Below are 20,237 nucleotides of genomic sequence, written 5' to 3'. Positions count from 1 at the left end.
TTAGTCCTTCTTCAAGTGTTTTTCAAGTTGCGCATAACGTTCGTTTTCGATACGTTCAACTTCAGCAGCAGGTACATAGTAATCCACTTTCTTAGTGAAAGAAGACACGATGAAGCTGATGATTGCTGATACGAAAGTAACGACTACTAGCCACCAGATGTGCCAGATTAATGCGAAGCCCATTACTGTAATAAACATTGCAATAACGAAACCAGCCGCACGGTTTGTTGGCATATGAATGTCTTCATATTTAGTTGGTTTAGCGTATGCAATACCGTTTTCTTTGTCAGTCCAGAAAGTATCAATACCATTGATCTTTGGAATATAAGCAAAGTTATAGAACGGAGCAGGAGATGAAGTCGCCCATTCTAGAGTACGGCCATCCCAGATGTCGCCAGTTACGTCCATACCTTTTTCGCGTTGTAAGAAACCAACCACGATTTGCATAACGAAAGATGCAATACCAAGCGCGATAAGAACAGCACCAAACATTGCAATGTTTACATACGGATCCCATTCTGGGTTATCAAATGTATTCAGACGACGAGTCATACCCATGAAACCAAGGATATAAAGTGGCATGAACGCAAAGTAGAAACCGAAGAACCAGAACCAGAATGCTGCTTTACCCCAAGCTTCATTCAACTGCCAGCCAAACATTTTTGGCCAGTAGAAAATGATTGCTGCGAACATCGCGAATACAACACCACCAATAATTACGTTATGGAAGTGAGCAATAAGGAATAAAGAGTTGTGTACCAGGAAGTCCGCTGGTGGAACTGCCATTAATACACCTGTTAAACCACCGATACCGAAAGTCACAAGGAAGCCAAGTGTCCAAAGCATTGGTGTTGTAAAGGTAATGCGGCCCTTGTACATGGTGAATAACCAAGAGAAGATTTTCACACCAGTAGGGATCGCAATGATCATGGTCATGATACCGAAGAACGCGTTAACGTTGGCACCTGCACCCATAGTAAAGAAGTGGTGAACCCAAACAACAAGTGATAACACACCAATTGCTACAGTTGCATACACCATTGATTTGTAACCGAACAATGCTTTACGGCAGAACACGGCAGTAACTTCTGAGTAAATACCAAAAGCTGGTAATACCAAGATGTATACTTCTGGGTGACCCCAAGTCCAAATCAAGTTTACATACAACATTGGGCTACCACCCAAGTCATTTGTAAAGAAGTGGAAGCCGAAGTAACGGTCAAGTGTCAACATTGCAAGAGTCGCAGTTAATACTGGGAATGTAGCAATGATAAGTACAACAGTGACTAAAGCTGTCCAAGTGAAAATCGGCATGTCCATAAGCGTCATGCCAGGTGCACGCATTTTAATGATGGTAACGAAGAAGTTAACACCTGTTAAAAGCGTACCTAGACCTGAAACCTGGAGTGCCCAGATGTAGTAGTCTACACCCACGCCTGGAGAATATTGAATGCCTGAAAGTGGAGGGTAAGCCATCCAGCCAGTCGCAGCAAATTCACCAATCGCAAGAGAAGCCATCATTAGACCCGCAGCACCAGCAAACAGCCAGAAGCTTAAAGAGTTCAATAATGGGAAGGCTACGTCACGTGCACCAATTTGAAGAGGTACAGAAACGTTCATTAAACCAACTACAAGACCCATTGCCACGAAGAAGATCATGATTACGCCATGCGCAGTAAAGATCTGATCGTAATGTTCCGGGTGTAAATAACCTTCACCGCCACCTTTTGCAAGGAACTGTTGAAGACGCATCATGATCGCATCGGCAAAGCCACGCACAAGCATGACAATGGATACAAGGATATACATGATACCAATTTTTTTATGGTCTACAGATGTGAACCATTCAGTCCACAAGTAGTTCCATTTTTTGAAATAGGTGATACCTGCAACAGCTGCAATACCGCCTAGGATCATCAGTGCAACAGTAACCAACACGATTGGATCGTGTGGAATTGCATCAGGACCTAACTTACCTAATAAGCTCATGTCTTATTCCCCTGCAGTCGCATGTTCAACATTGGCATGAGCTTCAGAAGCAGCAGCTTCGTGACCCGCAGACGCTGAATGATCAGCACCGTGGTAGTTGCTCATGTAGTTGTTAATCACAGATTCGAACAATTTAGGCTCTACTGAAGAGTAATAAGTCACAGGGTGTGGCTTAGTTGGATAAGGCTTCAATGCTTCAGCAGCAGCCTTTTCTTCAGGAGTTTGGGCATTCGCAATCATTGCTTCGATCTGATGCTTAGAACGGTTGCCGTCACGTAAGGTTTTGAATTCAGCTTTGTCTAAAACAGTTTTTTGAATTGCTTGAGGGTTTACTGAAGCACCATTACCTGCTTTAACTGCAGCTACCCATTCAGCGAACTGAGCATCAGTCACAGAGTGAGCACGGAAACGCATTTGCGAGAAGCCATAACCTGAATAGTTAGAAGAGAAACCGCGGTAGCCTTCGGCTGGGCTAGTTTCATTTGCTAACAAGTTCAAGTGAGTTTGCATGCCCGCCATTGCATAAATCTGACCACCTAACGCAGGGATGAAGAACGAGTTCATCGTGAAGTTAGAAGTAATACGGAATGTTACCGGAGTTTTCTCTGGGAAACGTATTTCGTTTACAGTCGCAATGTTTTGTTCTGGATAGATAAAGATCCATTTGAATTGTTCAGCAATAACCTGAACAGTTAAAGGGGCTTTATCTGATTCTAGCGGACGGTATGGGTCATACTTGTGGGAACCCCACCAAGTTAACCAAGCTAAAATACCAATAATAATGACAGGAATACCCCAAACTACAATCTCAATTGCAGTAGAGTGTGCCCATGTAGGTTTATAGTCTGCATCTTTATTTGACGCGCGATATTTCCAACCAAACCACAATGCCATAATTGCTGATGGAATTACCACCAAAAGCATTAAGTAGATCGCAGCCATCATCAGGCCACTTTGACCTTCTGCTACTGGACCTTTTGAGTTTAGAAGTACCATATCACCACCACACCCAGTCAAGAGTGCAGCGATCGCAGATAAAGACAATACAGCTAAAATCGTTTGTCTCATTTTACAACCTCGGTGAAGAGTCCCATTCCCTAATTTAATATGGGATAGCGATTAAAGTGTCGCATGATTGGAAATGTTTATTTTCACTTGGAAAATCCAAGCATAGAAAATCCTTCCCAATCATGAGACACCGCTACGTTGTAGGGCATTATGCCTCATATCGAGCAACTAAGCTATATGTAAAATGGCTTTAAATACCTGTTATAAAAACTGATTTTTTTACTCGGAATTGAACTTTTATTATATGAATTTTATTTTAATATCAATATTCTGGGGAAAAACAGGGATGTAAAAACAATCCCTGTTTAATTAAATGGTTATTGTTTAACCACTTTGGTTTTTGCTAATTTATCATGTAAGGTCTGACGCTTTTCAGTGAGAGCGAAAACATGATCAATAATTGTAATAAATGGCATAAAGAGCAAATTTAAAACAATAAAGATAAAGCTGCGTAGAGTGAAAGCACGCATCAGGCTCACTTTTTCGCCACTGTCGGCATCGACAATTTTAATTTTAGTCAGTTTTTTGCCGATACTTTGGCCTGATTTCGCCAGCATAAATGCCTGTATACCCAGCATAATAATGATGTAAACCAACATGGCTTGCCATGCTTCTGCTGGAATAAGGCTAAATAGTTCCTGTTGCAATTGAACAGCTTGAGTTGAGCTCTGAGCCGCTTGCATTTTTTGCTGAATCTCGGATAGCTGATTGAATTGTTCAGGTTTTAAAAAAAATGAAGGAATTGCTGCTGCAGGTAACCAAAGCAGTAAATCGATAATTTTTGCCAATATACGGGTTGGAATTGAAGCAAGTTCCTGTTGGGCAGAGGCTTTTTTTTCAACCTGAACTTTACGAATAGCTGAATTCTGTACAGGGCTTTGTTCGGGAAAGGATAGAGGTGCAGTATAGCCCTCAGGTTGATATACAAGTTTCCCTTGGGTTAATTCACCTAAAGCCTTCCATTCGGTCATACCTTGATGCCAGGCCAAGTCTGTAAGCAGTACTTGTTGACTGGCAAGCATCTGGTTCAGTTGCTCCAGAGTGTAGGGACCGGCTTGTTGATTATTTCTCGCCAAGTAAATTTGCATAAAACTAAATTCTCAAAATAAATCTAAAAATACAAAAAATCGCAGATGAAAAAAAAGACCCACGAATGGGTCTTTTTTAACATGTTTTATTACGCTTGTTGAGCTTTTTCTTCAGCAAGGAAGAACCAAGTGTCTAAAACAGAGTCCGGGTTTAAAGAAACAGACTCAATACCTTGTTCCATCAACCATTTAGCTAGGTCAGGGTGGTCAGAAGGACCTTGACCACAAATACCTACGTATTTACCTGCTTTACGACATGCATGGATTGCCATAGAAAGAAGTGCTTTAACCGCTGGGTCACGTTCATCAAACAAATGAGAAACAATACCAGAGTCACGGTCTAGACCCAATGTTAACTGAGTCAAGTCGTTAGAACCGATAGAGAAACCATCGAAGTGTTCAAGGAATTGTTCAGCCAATAATGCATTTGTTGGCAATTCGCACATCATGATCACTTTAAGACCATTTTCACCGCGTTTAAGACCATTCAGCGCCAATAACTCAATCACACGTTTCGCTTCAGCAACTGTACGTACGAAAGGAATCATGATTTGGATGTTAGTCAAGCCCATTTCGTCACGTGCTTTTTTCAGCGCACGGCATTCAAGTTCGAAGCAGTCACGGAAGTTGTCAGAAACGTAGCGGCTTGCACCACGGAAGCCCAACATTGGGTTTTCTTCTTCTGGTTCGTATAACTTACCACCGATCAAGTTTGCATATTCGTTTGACTTAAAGTCAGACATACGCACGATCACTGGTTTGTCAGCAAAAGCAGCAGCAAGGGTAGAAATACCTTCCACCAATTTTTCTACATAGAACTCGATTGGCGAAGAGTAACCTGCAGTACGTGCCATTACAGCAGCACGAGTTTCACGTGGCAGGCTGTCAATGTTCAACAATGCTTTAGGATGCACACCAATCATACGGTTGATGATGAATTCTAGACGTGCAAGACCAATACCTTCGTTTGGAATTTGAGCAAAGTCGAATGCACGGTCAGGGTTACCCACGTTCATCATGACTTTAAATGGAAGCGCAGGCATAGATTCGATAGAGTTGCGTTGAACTTCGAAATCTAAAGAACCTTCGTAGATGAAACCTGTATCACCTTCAGCACAAGACACAGTCACTTCTTGACCATCGGTTAATACTTCAGTTGCATTACCACAACCTACAATTGCCGGAACACCGAGTTCACGTGCAATGATGGCTGCGTGACAAGTACGACCACCACGGTTAGTGACAATGGCCGCAGCACGTTTCATTACTGGTTCCCAATCCGGGTCAGTCATGTCAGATACAAGTACGTCACCGTCTTGTACTTTGTCCATTTCTTTGATTGACGTTACGATGCGGACTTTACCAGAACCGATACGTTGACCGATTGAACGGCCTTCGCAAAGCACAGTACCTTTTTGTTTCAACAGGTAGCGTTCCATAGTGCCGACATTTTCACGGCTTTTTACTGTTTCTGGACGTGCCTGAACGATGTAAAGCTGTTGGTCGTCGCCATCTTTTGCCCATTCGATGTCCATTGGCGCACCGTAATGTTCTTCAATGATCAACGCTTGTTTTGCAAGCTCTTGAAGTTCATGATCATTTAAAGAAAATTGTTGACGGTCTTGTTTTTCAACGTCGACTACAACCACAGATTTACCTGCAGCGCCTTCTTCACCATAAATCATTTTTTGGTGTTTAGAACCAAGGTTACGACGCAGGATTGAATGTTTGCCGTTTTTAAGAAGTGGTTTAGAGATATAGAATTCGTCAGGGTTTACTGCACCTTGCACAACCATTTCACCCAAGCCATAAGATGCAGTGATAAATACTGCATCACGGAAGCCAGATTCTGTGTCCAAAGTGAACATTACACCTGCAGCACCAGTTTCTGAGCGCACCATACGTTGTACGCCAGCAGAAAGGGCAACCACGTCATGTGCAAAGTTTTGGTGTACACGGTAAGAAATTGCGCGATCGTTATAAAGAGATGCAAATACTTCTTTAATTGCAATAAGAACGTTGTCGATGCCACGGATGTTCAGGAAAGTTTCTTGCTGACCAGCGAAAGAAGCATCCGGCAAGTCTTCTGCAGTCGCAGATGAACGAACGGCAACCGCGATGTCGGGGTTGCCGTTTGAAAGAATTGCGAAAGATTCACGAACTTCTTTTTCAAGTTCTGCCGTAAGCGGAGTTTCGACAATCCATTGACGAATTTTAGCGCCAGTTTCTGCTAGAGCTATTACGTCATCAACATTTAGTGCTGCAAGCTCTGCGTTGATTTTAGCGTTTAGGCCGCTTTGCTCGAGAAATTCACGATATGCAGCAGCTGTGGTTGCAAAACCACCCGGTACCGATACACCAGCATTAGACAAATGGCTGATCATCTCACCCAATGATGAGTTTTTCCCACCAACGAGCTCAACGTCGTGTTTCCCTAATTTTTCTAGACCAATTACGCGCGCTTCCAAAGTTGTTACTCCACTTATGCAGTATTAATCACTATCTTGGCATGAAATTATAGCAAATCGCCTAGCTTTAAGAATTTACTGGGCGACAGTCATGTAAGATGGTTTACTATAAAGATTATATAGCACTAAGACAAATATTTAAGGAGAATTTTAATGTCAGAAGGTAAACAGATTAAGCGCAGTGTTTTTTTTATCTCCGATGGTACTGCAATTACTGCTGAAACCCTTGGACACTCACTGTTAGCGCAGTTTCCTCATGTAGATTTTGACATTCATATTATTCCTTATATCAGTTCCGAAGAAGCTGCGATGAATGTTGTGGCTGAAATTAACCAGCGTGCTGATCAAGACGGGCAACAACCTTTGGTATTTGATACCTTGGTAGACCCTTATGTTCGGGACATTATCAACACTGCAAATGCAGTAAATCTTGATGTTTTTGAAGGTCTTATTGGTAAGTTGTCTGAGGTTTTGGGTACTGCGCCTACAACTTTAGTCGGACAAACCCATGCCGTGACCGATTCCGAGTCATATAAGGCACGTATTGATGCGGTACATTTTGCTTTGGATAACGATGACGGCGCACGCACACGCCATTATGACAAGGCCGATTTGATCCTGATCGGGGTATCACGTTCCGGTAAAACACCAACTTCAATTTATTTGTCATTACAATTTGGAATTCGTGTAGCGAACTATCCACTGACTGAAGAAGACCTGGATGACAACCGTCTGCCTGCGGTATTAAAAGCACACAAACATAAACTATTTGGCTTAATGATTGATGCAGAGCGACTTGTCGCGATTCGTACCGAGCGTAAAGCCAACAGCCGTTATGCAAGTTTCAGTCAATGCCAGATGGAACTGCGTGCGGTAGAAGGTATTTATATTTCAGAAGGCATTAAATATCTGAACGTTTCTGAAATGTCGATTGAAGAAATTTCAACCCGTGTTTTGCAAATGACTGGCTTGAAACGTCGTATTGGTTAATTGAAAAGTTTTAAACTAGAGTTAAATCAAGGTTTAACTCTACGTTTTAATAATCGAAAATAAAAATGGTTATTATATGAATAAAATATTAAAGCCAAAAATAATGGTCTTTTTGTTTGCTTGGCTCAGTCTGGCAAATAGCCCAATTTTTGCAGCATCTGTGGCTGATTTTGAAACCCGAATAATCAATCAATATGAACAAATCCGCTTAACTGATCGCTATGAAAATGAGGGTGTGAACCAGGAAGTTGCCTTAAAAATAAGCGAATTTATTCAACAGAATCCGCAAAGTTTTGCTTATGATTTTAAAAAATTAAGCAGCAAAAGCATGGTTTTTGTGAATTATAGCCCTGACCGAAAGCTTAAATTTTATACATTTGATATTTCTGCAGGCGGTACGATGCGCGAATTTGAGTCCTATGTGCAATTTAAACAGGGCAATAAAGTCATTACTCAAGCCGTAAAGGAGGGTGGATTTATTCGATCTATTCAGCAAACGCAATTGAATCAGCAAGCGATGTATCTCATTTCCAGTACTTATGTAGGCAGTAGTTGTGTCGGGGCTTATGCTATACAGGCAGCACAAATCAAAAATGCAAAATATAAAGCTATTGATGTGTTTAAAACCAGAACTCAAACAATGAACCATATCGATGTCGATTATGACTGCAATTATTATCCCAAAAATATAGAGCCTTTTGATATGAACCAGCACTATATTCGGGTATCTAAGGATTTAAAAAATATAGATATTTTAGTGGTGAAAGCTTCTGGTGAGTTAACTTCAAATTATCTGCGTTATCAAAAAACTAAAAGTAATTACCAATATGTGGGTACAGTCAAATAAAGGCTATTCAATAAAACCAATAAAAAAGAGGCTTCTAAACCTCTTTTTTTGATGGCAAATACTCGCCATTAATAGGTTGTAATAATTACATCTACCAGATGTTCAACACCTTCCATGCTTTGTACGGCATTTTCAGTGATTTTCACCACAGGCCAGGTAAGCAGCTTGCAATTCTCGCGTTGTAGCGCAGCATAATAACTATCCGATTTGAAAAAAATCTTATTTTCAGAAGCTGAATTGGGCATGAGCTGGCGTTTTAACCAGGTATCCTGAACTTGCGATTCAAGATAGCGAATCGCCAATAATGATTTAACGCGATTATTAAACAAACGACGATTCTTGATAATTAAAGGATGTGAAAGCAGTTTGTGAATGCCTTTTTCAGTTTGCGGCAAAATAAACAAAGGCATATTCTGGAATACTTTCACAAATTTTGCAGTAATGCAGATCTGCTCCAGATGCATGACTGTCATTTGATTGCCCCCGACAATCGCCACATTTAAATCTGTAAAATCAAAGTTTTTAATATCTTCAGCAGCGACAATTTTTCCATGAAATTTCTGGAAAAACTCGGGTGAATTTTGAAAGAAACCATCCAATGGGCTCTTCTTCTTGTTAACCATTTTCATATCCTTTCTTATTTTTACTTCGTTGCAGTTGGTTCTGCAGTTAACTGGTATATCCAAGATGGGACTTTTGGTAAAGATTTTTCTGGAATCTTGTCAGTCATCGTTACCATGGCATCTACAGGAATATGGAACCATTTTTGCTTGCGATCGATCACTTTATAGGCATGAAACTGAATAATCTGATACCAGGGATTGCGACGTCCGGCTGCAGTTCGGCCGCCAATTCTGGAAAACTTGTTCATGGCAGCATAAAGTTTTTCTTCTGCAAGCCCTAATTTGATTACATTGTCACGCATTTTATTGATCAGGGGTAAATAAGCCAAAATACCGAGCAATATACGAGGATCTATGGCTCTGGCCGCCATCTGCGCCAGTTGAATAAAGGTTTTGTTATAGCCTTGGGCTTCCATGACACTAAAACCCACACCGAGGTGACGCGCTTCATCGCCATTGATCAATTTAAAGGCCTGATGACAAACCGGATCCTCTACGCTGTCCAGTAAAAAAGTACATAAGGCACCATCCAGGGCAACTTCCAGCATTGGAATAACCGCACCTAAAATATAAAAGGGCATGTCATCCGCATAGCGATCTAGCCATTTAATAATCAGGCACAGATTTTTATTGGGCTTGGGAATGTCATCTTCCAGCATATTCCAGCGTTTCATCAGTGCCATTTCTGCATTGGCATGCCGTTGTTCTTCAGCATGAAAGATGGCATACATTTCTGCCAATACTGGATTGGGTGCTTTTTTTGACATGGCCGCAAAAGCGCGTGCACCGACATGTTCAATCCACATTAAATCGGCCATAAATTCTTTAAGATTCGGCCATTGTTCAGCCGTGATCAATTCTTTTCCTGGTGCATCCCAGTCAATATCAGATAAGGTCCATTGGGTATTTTTGACTTTATCCAGCATTTTTTCCAAGTCGATAGAAGCCATTATGCACACCTGTAAAATCATTATTTAATTACAAGTGTATGAAAAAGCATGGCAATGTAACTTGCCTAAGTGCTTAAAGTGAGGTGAGCATTTTGGTTAATTATTTAGGCTGATGATTTATTGGAATAATTTATTTAACTATTTGATATTAAAAATAAAGACTTGTCATTAAGGGCCAAGTCTTATCTTTAAAATGTATGCAATTATTTAATTATAATGAAAGTACTGCGGGGAATAAAACACCTCTAAAAGCAGTTAGTTTTTTTCGTTATCCTGTTCTGGGGAGTGCAATTCTGTAGCTGAATAATTTGGCATACTCGGTGGCTGGCTATGAACGCGAAGATAGTCTAAATCACGGATATTTTTTTGCACGGCAACAGCACCAAATAAGCTGAGTAAAAAAGCCATAATATAAAAGCCTTTTTCACTCAATTGCAGTGAAGCATTCCATAAACCAATGGTCAATAAGGCAATACAGATTGCAATGGAGGCCCAGCAAAGCCCAAAGTATATGGCAGTGACATGAATTCCTTCGAGTTTATCGCGGACAATTTTTTGTAATGATACTGCGGCAAATAAGCCGTATAAAATCAGGATCAGATAATAGCCTTTTTCATTTAACAGCATGTCTGCATTCCAGAGACCAATCATATAGGCTGCTGCACCTGCAATCAGCGCCAGCCAGCTTGCGGCAATAAATGCAGATGTGGGTTTATTGATATATTGATTCATTTTATCGTCCATTTTTATATGAGTTTGTTTTTTATACAGCTATTATGCCTAAGCTCCAGCATTTCACAATTATTGTTATGATTTATTTTAAAAATGAAGGAATTTCTTTATTGGAATTTTTTGCATAAAAAAGCACCGCTACAGGTGCTTTTTTAGATTTTTGACCCAGAATCAAGAATTCTTGATATCCATTAATAACTCGAAGTTTTTAATACGTTTGTCTGTGTCGTAAATGTCACAGGTAAAGATAAACTCATTGATATCATATTTTTGCAATAGCTTTTCTAAACCTGCTTTTACTGTATCAGGTGAGCCAATTTGTGCCATGGCATAGAACTGTTGCACCGACATTTTTTCTGATGGTGACCAAATTTCATCAATGTTTTCGATTGGTGGTTTCAACATGCCGCGCTGATTACGGAACATTGAGATAATACGCTGATAGGGTGATGTTGCTAAATATTGCGCTTCTTCATCTGTATCGGCTATGACGGTAGGTACACCCATCGACACATAAGGTCGCTCCAGATATTCTGAGGGTTCAAAGTTTTCTCTATACAGTTTAATCGCTTGATCCAGCATGCGCGGGGCAAAGTGTGAGGCAAATGAATAGGGCAGTCCCAATTTTGCAGCCAGTTGTGCGCTAAACAAACTAGAGCCCAATAGCCAGACTGGAACATGGGTACTTTGGCCTGGAGTTGCCACAATACGTTGCTGTGGGAGTGGGTCTTTAAAGTATTGCAGAATTTCCAGTACATCTTGCGGAAATTGATCTTCAGTTTCTTGCTGACCACGACGCAGTGCACGCATGGTATTTTGATCTGTACCCGGTGCACGACCAAGACCAAGTTCAATGCGGTTTGGATAGAGTGTTGCTAAAGTGCCAAATTGCTCTGCAACTATTAAAGGGGCATGGTTCGGCAACATAATACCGCCTGAACCGACTTTTAAAGTTTGCGTATTTGCCAGTAAATAGCCTAAGAGAACAGAAGTTGCTGAACTGGCAATACCAGACATATTGTGATGTTCAGCCAGCCATAAGCGTTTATAAGCTAATTTTTCGGCATGTTGAGCCAAAGCAAGTGCATGATGCAATGAAGATTGAATGCTTTTATTTTCACGAACAGGAACTAAGTCCAGAATTGAAAATTCGGTATCTTTTAAAGAACGCATTGGTTTTCTCTAATATCAGGGCTAATAAAAGCATACGATGCCTGCCTGAATTTGTATATCGTTTTTTTTCGATATATGGGTGTGTTATGTAAATAGGGGGGCTCATCGCAACTATAAAAAAAGCACCCGAAGGTGCTTTAAATTGAATCTTTAAAATTAACGATGTTTGTTCCAGCCTAAATGACGGCCATTATCGTGGCGGTCATTGTAACGGTAACCATTATTACGGCGGTCATAGCGATCATTATAACGACGACGGTCATCACGATCATAACGATCATCATAGCGATCATCGTAACGGCGGTCTTCGCTAACTTTTTTACCGAGGACTGCACCACCGGCAGAACCTAAGCCAGCGCCAATATAGCCACCGTTGGTACCGCCCATGTTTTTGCCTACGGTATAGCCACCAGCACCGCCTAACGCACCACCGATCACAGCGCCAGTACGGTCACGCTTATTTGCAGCAACACCAGCTCCGGCACCACCACCAATGGCGGAACCAATCATGGCACCTGTAGTACCACCCATTTGTTTACCTACTGCGGCACCGACCACCCCACCTAGGGCAGAAGTTAGGGCTGTATTTGTTGTATTGCCTGCATTTGCAGTTGTCATTGTTAAAGCAGATGTTGTGACTACAGCAGCTAGAATTATTGAATTAAATTTCATGGCAAACTCCAGAGGGAAGCTTTTGTTATCTATTGGCTTAAATGTAATAAAAGATGTAGAAATAAAAATGGATGAGTTGTTTATTATTTGTATTTTTTTTCTGGCACATTTATTCATAATTAATCATGCACTAAGACGATAGAAAGAGAAGCATGATCAAAAGTAGAAAAGCACCCGAAGGTGCTTTAAAAGAAATTTTGAGCAATTAACGACGATTATAACGGCGGTTGTTATAGCTGTTGTAACGGCGGTCATAACGGTCATCATAACGGCGGTCTTCGCTGACTTTTTTACCCAGTACCGAACCACCCGCAGCACCTAAAGCAGAACCGATATAGCCGCCGTTGGTACCACCTAGGCTCTTGCCTACAGTATAGCCACCCACACCACCTAGACCACCACCAATGGCAGCACCGGTACGGTCACGTTTATTTGCTGAAACCGCAGCACCGCCAGCCCCACCGATGGCAGAACCAATCATTGCTCCAGTATTACCGCCCATGTGCTTACCCACTGCAGTACCCACTACGCTACCAAGCGCAGAAGTTAAAGCAACATTGGTACTATTGCCTGCATAAGTTGTTGTAGACGCAATAGCAGAAGTCGCAATTAATGTAGCAAATAAAACTGAATTAAATTTCATGACCAACTCCAGTGGGAATCTTTTGTTATCTCTTGAGTTAAATGTAATAAAAAATCTGGAAATGAAGATGGACAAGTTGTTAAGGGTTTGTATTTTTTTTCTGCCAGATTTATTCATAATTAACAGTCAATAAGGTGAATAAATGAAAAAAGCACCCGAAGGTGCTTTTTTGTCCAGTCAGTTAATGATGTATTAACGATGGCTGCGACGGTATTTTTTAGAATGTTTTTTGTATTTGCGTTGGTCAGCATGACGGTCTTGTGATACTTTTTTACCAAGAACTGAACCACCCGCAGCACCTAGAGCTGAACCGACATAACCGCCAGTTGTTCCACCCATGCTTTTACCTACAGTATAACCACCAACACCGCCTAAACCACCACCAATTGCAGCGCCAGTACGGTCACGTCTATCTGCTGAAACAGCAGCACCACCCGCACCACCGATTGCAGAACCAATCATTGCTCCAGTGTTACCACCCATTTGTTTACCGATAGCAGTACCGGCTACGCTACCTAATGCAGAAGTTGCTGCAATACGAGTAGAGCTGTCTGCATGAGCAGTCACAGTAAACATCGATGCAGTGGCTAATGTTGCGCTTAATAATAGTGCATTAAGTTTCATAGTTAACTCCGTGTCCAAAAGTAGACATTGTCAGTAAGTTATTTCGATGGCGGCAAATGTAACAAAAATTTTTTCCAACAATGTGGAGAGGATAGTTCATAGTTGTGGTGTTTAGTTTCTGCTTTGTAAAGTTTCTTTAACAATGTTGAAAAGTGATCAGAAAATATGCATTTACATTTGAAATATGAAGAAAACGAGGAGCAAAGTAAAGCTTGGTTGAAAAAAATCTCAGTTTATAAGGGGTTTTGTCCGCACAATATCTATGTCATTTAGCCCTTAGAATCGTTACACTAGGCACAATTTTTTTGCGCTGATCTATGTCTAGTCCGACATGGAGATGGCCTTTTTATTGAGATATTTTAGCAAATGAAAGAATCGTTACGTTTACGATTAGATCAACTTTCTGACCGTCACGAAGAATTAAATGCATTACTTGCCGACGTTGAAGTGATTTCAGATAACAAACGCTTCCGTCAATTGTCTCGTGAGCATAGTGACCTATCCGAAATTACCGAAGTCTGGACTAAATTCCGTCAAGCCGAAGAAGACATTGAAACTGCCGAAGCCATGCTGTCAGATCCTGACTTTAAGGAAATGGCGCAGGAAGAAATTAAAGACAATAAAGCACTGCTAGAACAACTTGAAGCAGATTTAAATATCCTGATGATTCCGAAAGATCCCAATGATGCCAACTCTGCGTATCTGGAAATTCGTGCCGGAACAGGCGGTGATGAAGCTGCGATTTTCTCGGGCGACTTATTCCGTATGTATAGTAAATATGCGGAAAGTCGAGGCTGGCGTCTGGAAATTCTGTCGGAAAATGAAGGCGAGCATGGCGGTTATAAAGAAGTCATCTGCCTGATTAATGGCGAAGGCGTGTATGGTCGCCTGAAGTTTGAAAGTGGCGCACACCGGGTACAGCGTGTGCCGGCAACCGAATCCCAAGGTCGTGTGCATACTTCAGCATGTACCGTTGCCATTTTGCCTGAAGTGGATGTCGATACCTCGGTCGAAATCAATCCATCTGAACTGCGTATTGATACCTACCGTGCATCGGGTGCGGGTGGTCAGCACATTAACAAAACCGATTCTGCGGTACGTATTACCCATATTCCAACAGGGACCGTGGTGGAATGTCAGGATGAACGTTCACAGCATAAGAACAAGGCCAAAGCCATGGCGCTGTTGGTTTCCCGTCTGGAAAATGCCAAACGTGCAGCAGCAGATGCCGCAACTTCGGAAATGCGCCGTGATCTGGTTGGTTCGGGCGACCGTTCAGAACGTATTCGTACCTATAACTATCCGCAAGGTCGGATGACCGATCACCGTATTAACTTAACCTTATATAAGTTAGATGCGGTGATGGAAGGTGATTTGAACGAATTGCTGGATAGTTTGCATCGCGAATATCAGGCAGATCAGTTGGCACTTCTTGCACAGCAGAATGGTGGCTAATGAATATTTCACAGGCTTTGGCCTTACGTGGTGATGCGGAAAGCTACGAACGTCAAGAAAATGCATGGTTACTTGAGCACATTACCAAAATTGATGCTTTTGATTTGATCATGAAAAAGGATCAGGAACTGACCGCAGAACAGGAACAAGCCTATACCGAAGGTTTAAGCCGTATTGCTGCAGGTGAGCCCCTGGCTTATGTCACCGGTTCACAGCCATTCTGGACACTGGATTTAAAAGTGACTCAGGATACTTTGGTGCCACGTCCAGATACTGAAGTACTGGTTGAAACAGTATTACGTCTGGAACTCCCTGAAGATGCTCGAATTGTCGATTTGGGCACCGGAACGGGTGCTATTGCCTTATCTCTTGCCAGCGAACGTCCGGATTGGTCGGTTACAGCAACCGATATTTATGAACCGACTTTAGATGTTGCTCAGTTTAATGCCGAAAAGCATGATCTTGAACATGTGCGTTTTGTCTGTGGCTCATGGTTTAAACCTTTGGGTCGCGAGTTCTTTGATGTGATTGTTTCCAATCCGCCGTATATTGATGCGGATGATGTGCATATGCAGGATTTGGCTACAGAACCGGAGCGTGCTTTGGTGGCAGACAAACATGGCCTGGCAGATTTAGAGCAGATTATTGTACAAGGCAAAAAGCATTTGACCGTGAATGGCTGGGTGGTACTTGAACATGGTTATGATCAGGGGGATGCGATACGGCATATTTTTACCCAGGCGGGCTATAAGCAAGTCCGTACGGTAAAAGACTATGGCGGTAATGATCGCGTGACTTTGGGGCAGTGGCCGCATTAAAAGTTAAAAATAAGATAAAAATAAAGCGCATCATGCGCTTTATTTTTTGACCACATCACGCCAGCGTAACAGCCAGCTTTCAGCAATTTTCATTAAGCTATCGGTCATTTTGCCTAAAATGGCCAATAAAATAATTGCAATAATCACAATGTCGGGTCGGGACGTTTCCCGCCCATCACTGAGCAAATAACCAATCCCTTGAGTGGCCGCAATCAGTTCAGCCGCAATCATAAACATCCAGGACAAGCTCAGGCTGTTGCGTAGACCGGTCAAAATACCAGGTGAGGCGGCAGGAAGCACAATCTCCTTAATCTGCTGAAAATATTTCAAACGATAGACTTGCGCCACTTCAATCAGCTTACGGTCTACGCCCTGAATGGCTGCAACAGTATTGGTATAGGTCGGGAAAAATGCACCGATGGCAATTAAGGTGATTTTAGAGGCTTCATCAATGCCTAACCACAGCAATAACAACGGAATCCAGGCCAGACTTGGGATGGATTTAATCGCTGAAAAAGAAGGTTCTAAAAATTCTTCAGCCTGTTTATTTAAGCCTACAAAAATTGCGAAAGCCAGTGCAAGTCCGCTACCAATAAAGAAGCCTAAAAATACCCGCCAGGTACTGGTCCAAATATGCAGCCACAAATCGCCTGAAGATAGTTCCAAAAGTGACTGCCATAAGCCGCTGGGGGCGGGAAGTAAGTAAGCTTCGATAACCCCATTTCTCACCAGTACTTCACACAAGATCAGCACAAAAACAGGGATGACCAAGCCCTTAAGCTTGCTTAATAATTTCAGCAAGCCAGGCGCTGGGACTCTATCTCTATCAACTTCAGGTTGAATCGGTGTCTTATTATTCGTTGATGCAGACGAACTCATTATTTTTTTACAACCTTTTGTGCATATTTGGCATCAAACAGTTGATCCACGACCTGATTGACGTTGGTACCGTTACGCACCAGTTCTTCCTCAGTCAAAATAGTTCCAGATTTTTTCAGGGCATTAATATGCTTGGCTGTTGGAATATTTTGCTCAAAATTGGTACGGCTGAGTTGAAGCTTTGCCACCGGAACAGGCAGTTTCGATTCACGTGCCAGTAATTCGGCCAGTTTAGCCGGATTGGCTTTGGCCCATTTACGTGCCTGTTCATAGGCTTTAATCACCGCTTCGATGGCTTCTGGACTCTGGTTGGCAAATTGTTCCTTGGTACTTAATACGCTGTAACTATTAAAACCGACATTTCTATATAGTAGTTTTGCACCCGACTGGACTTGAGCAGCAGCCATCAGCGGATCTAAACCTGCCCAGGCATCCACTTGTCCACGTTCAAGTGCGGTTTTGCCATCTGGATGTTGCAAATGTACAAGCTGAACATCCTTCTTATTTAAGCCAGCAGTTTCCAGTGCCTGTAAGGTAAACAGGAATGGGTCTGTACCTTTGGTGGCTGCAATCTTTTTCCCTTTTAAATCTTTAATGCTTTTAATGGGAGAATTTTTGGCAACCAGCAAAGCAGTCCATTCAGGCTGGCTCTGGATATATACGGTTTTAATTGGACTACCATTGGCACGGCTCAGGACAGCAGCCAAACCTGCCGTAGAAGAAAAATCCACACTGCCACTATTTAAATATTCGAGTGAACGGTTACTGCCTTGGCTAAATACCCATTTAATCTGGGTATTGGGTAAAGCTTTTTCCAATAACTTTTGCTCTTTAACGACCAAACTGGTCGGAGCGTAATAGGCATAATCGAGTTTCAGTGTATCTGGTATAGCGGCCAGACTATAATGACTGGTTAAGCCAAGTGTAATTGCAGTCAGGATTTTAGTTTTTAAGCTAAATTTGTGCATATAAGCCCCAGTAAATTTTACAATAATATATGCAGCGAATAGTGCCAGTGAGTGAAGAGATAAGACAAAAGAGTATTTTTTATAAAATTATCTTAATTCCAGATATGTCGATTAATCTAAATTAAGTGAATGAAATATAAATAAATTTATTTTTAATGTTTCTATATTTTAATTTTATACGAAAAACATACATCGACATGAATAAAAAGAAAATAAAGAAAATTTCAGATTATCAATGGTCTATATAATTTCATAGTCATTTCAATGTAATGACAAATGGTTTTAAGGGAAGAAATTGAAATAATAATACCGATAAATTGCCGACTGGTTTGATTTGTGAATGACCCTGGCATTTGAATAAATTTGAACTGTGATGGAGCACTGCTTTTCACATAAGCTATTACACCTGAAAGCTTAAACAGCTGCGCAAACAAAATTATCTGAATCAAGCTCAGGACCGCAGCAAGTTGTTAAAGCTTGAAGCATCCTATTTCATTCAAGTTTAAAGATTGAGTAATGATGTGCATAAAAAAACGGCTCCTGTGAGCCGTTTTTTATATACTGAAAGATTACATCGGATAATCTTGTAAGCAGTCTGAAACTTCAACTTGCTCCAAGCTATTGGTTTCAAGGGCTAAACAAAGCGCCACGATTTTTGCTGTATCTGCAAGATATTGATCATCTTTTAACGCTGTAGCGGATTGCAGCGCGGCAATGCGTTCAGCACTGATATCAAGAGCCTGAGCGGATTCAATCGCATCGGCACGATTGAAGAAATTGACCACCACATTTTGAAGTGCTGAATCAGAAGTATTTAAAATACCCTGATTGAATAATTCATCAAATTGACTGGTGTGAGAGTTGAGAGAATGAGTAAAGTTTTGCACCAAGCTTTGCTCTAGTACATCAATCATCTTAAGCATGTCAGAACCTTTAATCTAAGGTGTTTCATGGGGAGGAGTACAGCAGGAATGGCATAAAGATATGCCTTTAAATTGGTTGAAAAGTAATCTATTTTGGTATTTTTTGCAACTAAATTCCGACGAAAAATGTGTCATTTTTTTAAGATAATGAAAAGCAAAGAATTATTAAATTCTCAAAAAAGGATTGATTTTTTAGCAACCGATTTAACTTATTGATCCTGGTTCTGCCGATAGGCACCGGGACTGACGCCGGTCCATTTTTTAAAAGCACGGTGAAAGGCACTCGGATCATGAAAGCTTAATTCATCGCTAATTTCCTGTAAGGTTTTTTCTGTTTTGGTCAGCAATTCAATGGCCGTATCTCGCCGGATATCATTTTTGAGTTGCTGATAACTGACACCTTCACTTTTTAAGCGCCGTTGTATGGTGGCATCCGACATATTCAAACGCTGGGCAATTTCATTCAGTTCCAGCCATTCAGCAGGAGGAAAATGCATTAAATGTTTGCGGATCTGGGAACTGATGGCATGCGGGTTTTTAAAACGCACCAGCAGGTTTTGCGGGGTCTGCCTGATAAATTGATACCAGGATTGCTGATCTTGTTTGATTTGGATTTTTAAATAATTGGCATCAAACTGGATGTAATTTTCATCGCTATTGTATTGAATATTTTCACAAAATCGCACCTTATAGTCCTGATCATCTAGCGGTGCATCACACTTAAGCTGAATCTGCTTGAGCAAAACCCTTTGTCCACTTAACCAGCACATCAAGCCATGAATCAGCATTAAATAGGTGGCATAGCTGAACATTCTTTTGGTCTGCGTTTGTTCATAAATCACAATATAGGCGTAGTTTTCCTGCACAAATAACTGACTGACAAAATCATCCAGCAGCAGATTTAAGAATTGCAGAATCTGTTGCAGGGCTTTTTCTAGCGTCTCCGCATGCATTACCGATTGTGATAAAAGTTTAAAGCTGCCACGTCGCATAGGATGGCTATCCATCCCAAAAAACTCATCATTCATGGCATCGGCAAGCTCGGTCCAGAGCTGTGCGTATTGGGAAACAGAAACACGGGCCTTGCTGGAGTGCATCAATTCATCGGGAATGCCTGATTTCATCAGAATATTTTGAATGTCCAGACCTTGTTGCTGCGCATTGAGCAGTGCCTCATGCACCAGGCTGATTGAAATCGTACCTTTGCTGTAGTCTAAATCCTGTTCATTCATGCGCCGTTATCCATATTCCGTATTTTTGCTGCCGTGACTGGGATTGTCCAAATCCATCAGAGAGGATGCAACGTTTGGAAATTGTACTCTAGCTT

At 41.5% G+C, this 20,237-nt stretch carries 19 protein-coding genes; 4 read left to right on the top strand and 15 right to left on the bottom strand.

Annotated features, from left to right (window positions below; translation table 11 throughout):
* From cyoB to ppsA, 4 genes are all read right to left on the bottom strand, one after another.
* Complete coding sequence (cyoB, locus tag B9T26_RS14070) at positions 1–1,989, bottom strand: cytochrome o ubiquinol oxidase subunit I (RefSeq protein ID WP_086200290.1); 1,989 nt, start codon at positions 1,987–1,989, stop codon at positions 1–3.
* A gap of 3 nt (positions 1,990–1,992) precedes the next feature.
* Entirely contained in the window at positions 1,993–3,057 is a 1,065-nt protein-coding gene (gene cyoA, locus B9T26_RS14065) for a ubiquinol oxidase subunit II (RefSeq protein WP_086200289.1), read from the bottom strand.
* 317 nt (positions 3,058–3,374) lie between these two features.
* The gene (locus B9T26_RS14060; protein ID WP_086200288.1) at positions 3,375–4,145 is read right to left on the bottom strand and encodes an RDD family protein; all 771 of its coding nucleotides are present in this window, start codon (positions 4,143–4,145) and stop codon (positions 3,375–3,377) included.
* 89 nt (positions 4,146–4,234) lie between these two features.
* Entirely contained in the window at positions 4,235–6,613 is a 2,379-nt protein-coding gene (ppsA, locus tag B9T26_RS14055) for a phosphoenolpyruvate synthase (RefSeq protein ID WP_086200287.1), read from the bottom strand.
* A gap of 153 nt (positions 6,614–6,766) precedes the next feature.
* On the opposite strand from ppsA, the gene B9T26_RS14050 reads away from it, so the two are divergent.
* On the top strand, positions 6,767–7,603 hold the full coding sequence (locus tag B9T26_RS14050) for a pyruvate, water dikinase regulatory protein (RefSeq protein WP_086200286.1): 837 nt from the start codon (positions 6,767–6,769) through the stop codon (positions 7,601–7,603).
* A gap of 103 nt (positions 7,604–7,706) precedes the next feature.
* On the top strand, positions 7,707–8,450 hold the full coding sequence (locus B9T26_RS14045; RefSeq protein ID WP_086200285.1) for a hypothetical protein: 744 nt from the start codon (positions 7,707–7,709) through the stop codon (positions 8,448–8,450).
* A 68-nt stretch (positions 8,451–8,518) separates the two neighbouring features.
* On the opposite strand, the gene B9T26_RS14040 is transcribed toward B9T26_RS14045, so the two are convergent.
* The 7 genes from B9T26_RS14040 to B9T26_RS14010 all read right to left on the bottom strand — a co-directional run bounded on the left by B9T26_RS14040 (position 8,519) and on the right by B9T26_RS14010 (position 13,867).
* Positions 8,519–9,073, bottom strand: coding sequence for a flavoprotein (locus B9T26_RS14040; RefSeq protein WP_086200284.1), 555 nt, complete (start codon positions 9,071–9,073; stop codon positions 8,519–8,521).
* A gap of 20 nt (positions 9,074–9,093) precedes the next feature.
* The gene (locus B9T26_RS14035) at positions 9,094–10,023 is read right to left on the bottom strand and encodes a reductase (RefSeq protein ID WP_086200283.1); all 930 of its coding nucleotides are present in this window, start codon (positions 10,021–10,023) and stop codon (positions 9,094–9,096) included.
* A 255-nt stretch (positions 10,024–10,278) separates the two neighbouring features.
* Entirely contained in the window at positions 10,279–10,755 is a 477-nt protein-coding gene (gene yiaA / locus B9T26_RS14030; RefSeq protein ID WP_086200282.1) for an inner membrane protein YiaA, read from the bottom strand.
* 171 nt (positions 10,756–10,926) lie between these two features.
* Entirely contained in the window at positions 10,927–11,928 is a 1,002-nt protein-coding gene (locus B9T26_RS14025) for an LLM class flavin-dependent oxidoreductase (RefSeq protein WP_086200281.1), read from the bottom strand.
* Between the two features lie 156 nt (positions 11,929–12,084).
* Positions 12,085–12,600 carry a hypothetical protein gene (locus B9T26_RS14020; RefSeq protein WP_086200280.1) on the bottom strand — a complete coding sequence of 172 codons (516 nt, stop codon included), beginning with the start codon at positions 12,598–12,600 and terminating at the stop codon, positions 12,085–12,087.
* Positions 12,601–12,805: 205 nt separating this feature from the next.
* On the bottom strand, positions 12,806–13,243 hold the full coding sequence (locus tag B9T26_RS14015; protein WP_086200279.1) for a hypothetical protein: 438 nt from the start codon (positions 13,241–13,243) through the stop codon (positions 12,806–12,808).
* Positions 13,244–13,435: 192 nt separating this feature from the next.
* Entirely contained in the window at positions 13,436–13,867 is a 432-nt protein-coding gene (locus tag B9T26_RS14010) for a hypothetical protein (RefSeq protein ID WP_086200278.1), read from the bottom strand.
* A gap of 366 nt (positions 13,868–14,233) precedes the next feature.
* On the opposite strand from B9T26_RS14010, the gene prfA reads away from it, so the two are divergent.
* The gene (gene prfA, locus B9T26_RS14005) at positions 14,234–15,322 is read left to right on the top strand and encodes a peptide chain release factor 1 (protein WP_086200277.1); all 1,089 of its coding nucleotides are present in this window, start codon (positions 14,234–14,236) and stop codon (positions 15,320–15,322) included.
* Positions 15,322–16,140, top strand: a complete 819-nt coding sequence (prmC, locus tag B9T26_RS14000; protein ID WP_086200276.1) for a peptide chain release factor N(5)-glutamine methyltransferase — start codon at positions 15,322–15,324, stop codon at positions 16,138–16,140. Before prfA ends, prmC begins: the two co-directional genes overlap by 1 nt.
* Before the next feature lie 39 nt (positions 16,141–16,179).
* Here the strand turns inward: prmC and B9T26_RS13995 are convergent, their stop codons facing one another.
* From B9T26_RS13995 to B9T26_RS13980, 4 genes are all read right to left on the bottom strand, one after another.
* Positions 16,180–17,019, bottom strand: a complete 840-nt coding sequence (locus tag B9T26_RS13995) for an ABC transporter permease (RefSeq protein ID WP_086200275.1) — start codon at positions 17,017–17,019, stop codon at positions 16,180–16,182.
* On the bottom strand, positions 17,019–17,987 hold the full coding sequence (locus tag B9T26_RS13990; protein WP_086200274.1) for an aliphatic sulfonate ABC transporter substrate-binding protein: 969 nt from the start codon (positions 17,985–17,987) through the stop codon (positions 17,019–17,021). The genes B9T26_RS13995 and B9T26_RS13990 overlap by 1 nt, the downstream gene beginning before the upstream one ends.
* Positions 17,988–18,556: 569 nt before the next feature.
* On the bottom strand, positions 18,557–18,910 hold the full coding sequence (locus B9T26_RS13985; protein ID WP_086200273.1) for a hypothetical protein: 354 nt from the start codon (positions 18,908–18,910) through the stop codon (positions 18,557–18,559).
* Between the two features lie 209 nt (positions 18,911–19,119).
* Positions 19,120–20,142 (bottom strand): AraC family transcriptional regulator, encoded by a 1,023-nt coding sequence (locus B9T26_RS13980; protein WP_086200272.1) that lies wholly within the window; start codon positions 20,140–20,142, stop codon positions 19,120–19,122.
* Positions 20,143–20,237: the final 95 nt, after the last annotated feature.

The organism is Acinetobacter sp. ANC 4169 (assembly GCF_002135355.1).
Lineage (GTDB): Bacteria > Pseudomonadota > Gammaproteobacteria > Pseudomonadales > Moraxellaceae > Acinetobacter.
This window is presented reverse-complemented; position numbering and strand designations above follow the sequence as displayed.

Bases quoted from the DNA above. Each gene is read 5' to 3' on its own strand.
- cyoB (WP_086200290.1), bottom strand. From the start codon at position 1,989: ATGAGCTTATTAGGTAAGTTAGGTCCTGATGCAATTCCACACGATCCA.
- cyoA (WP_086200289.1), bottom strand. From the start codon at position 3,057: ATGAGACAAACGATTTTAGCTGTATTGTCTTTATCTGCGATCGCTGCA.
- B9T26_RS14060 (WP_086200288.1), bottom strand. From the start codon at position 4,145: ATGCAAATTTACTTGGCGAGAAATAATCAACAAGCCGGTCCCTACACT.
- B9T26_RS14050 (WP_086200286.1), top strand. From the start codon at position 6,767: ATGTCAGAAGGTAAACAGATTAAGCGCAGTGTTTTTTTTATCTCCGAT.
- B9T26_RS14045 (WP_086200285.1), top strand. From the start codon at position 7,707: ATGGTCTTTTTGTTTGCTTGGCTCAGTCTGGCAAATAGCCCAATTTTT.
- B9T26_RS14040 (WP_086200284.1), bottom strand. From the start codon at position 9,073: ATGGTTAACAAGAAGAAGAGCCCATTGGATGGTTTCTTTCAAAATTCA.
- B9T26_RS14035 (WP_086200283.1), bottom strand. From the start codon at position 10,023: ATGGCTTCTATCGACTTGGAAAAAATGCTGGATAAAGTCAAAAATACC.
- yiaA (WP_086200282.1), bottom strand. From the start codon at position 10,755: ATGAATCAATATATCAATAAACCCACATCTGCATTTATTGCCGCAAGC.
- B9T26_RS14025 (WP_086200281.1), bottom strand. From the start codon at position 11,928: ATGCGTTCTTTAAAAGATACCGAATTTTCAATTCTGGACTTAGTTCCT.
- B9T26_RS14020 (WP_086200280.1), bottom strand. From the start codon at position 12,600: ATGAAATTTAATTCAATAATTCTAGCTGCTGTAGTCACAACATCTGCT.
- B9T26_RS14015 (WP_086200279.1), bottom strand. From the start codon at position 13,243: ATGAAATTTAATTCAGTTTTATTTGCTACATTAATTGCGACTTCTGCT.
- B9T26_RS14010 (WP_086200278.1), bottom strand. From the start codon at position 13,867: ATGAAACTTAATGCACTATTATTAAGCGCAACATTAGCCACTGCATCG.
- prfA (WP_086200277.1), top strand. From the start codon at position 14,234: ATGAAAGAATCGTTACGTTTACGATTAGATCAACTTTCTGACCGTCAC.
- prmC (WP_086200276.1), top strand. From the start codon at position 15,322: ATGAATATTTCACAGGCTTTGGCCTTACGTGGTGATGCGGAAAGCTAC.
- B9T26_RS13995 (WP_086200275.1), bottom strand. From the start codon at position 17,019: ATGAGTTCGTCTGCATCAACGAATAATAAGACACCGATTCAACCTGAA.
- B9T26_RS13990 (WP_086200274.1), bottom strand. From the start codon at position 17,987: ATGCACAAATTTAGCTTAAAAACTAAAATCCTGACTGCAATTACACTT.
- B9T26_RS13985 (WP_086200273.1), bottom strand. From the start codon at position 18,910: ATGCTTAAGATGATTGATGTACTAGAGCAAAGCTTGGTGCAAAACTTT.
- B9T26_RS13980 (WP_086200272.1), bottom strand. From the start codon at position 20,142: ATGAATGAACAGGATTTAGACTACAGCAAAGGTACGATTTCAATCAGC.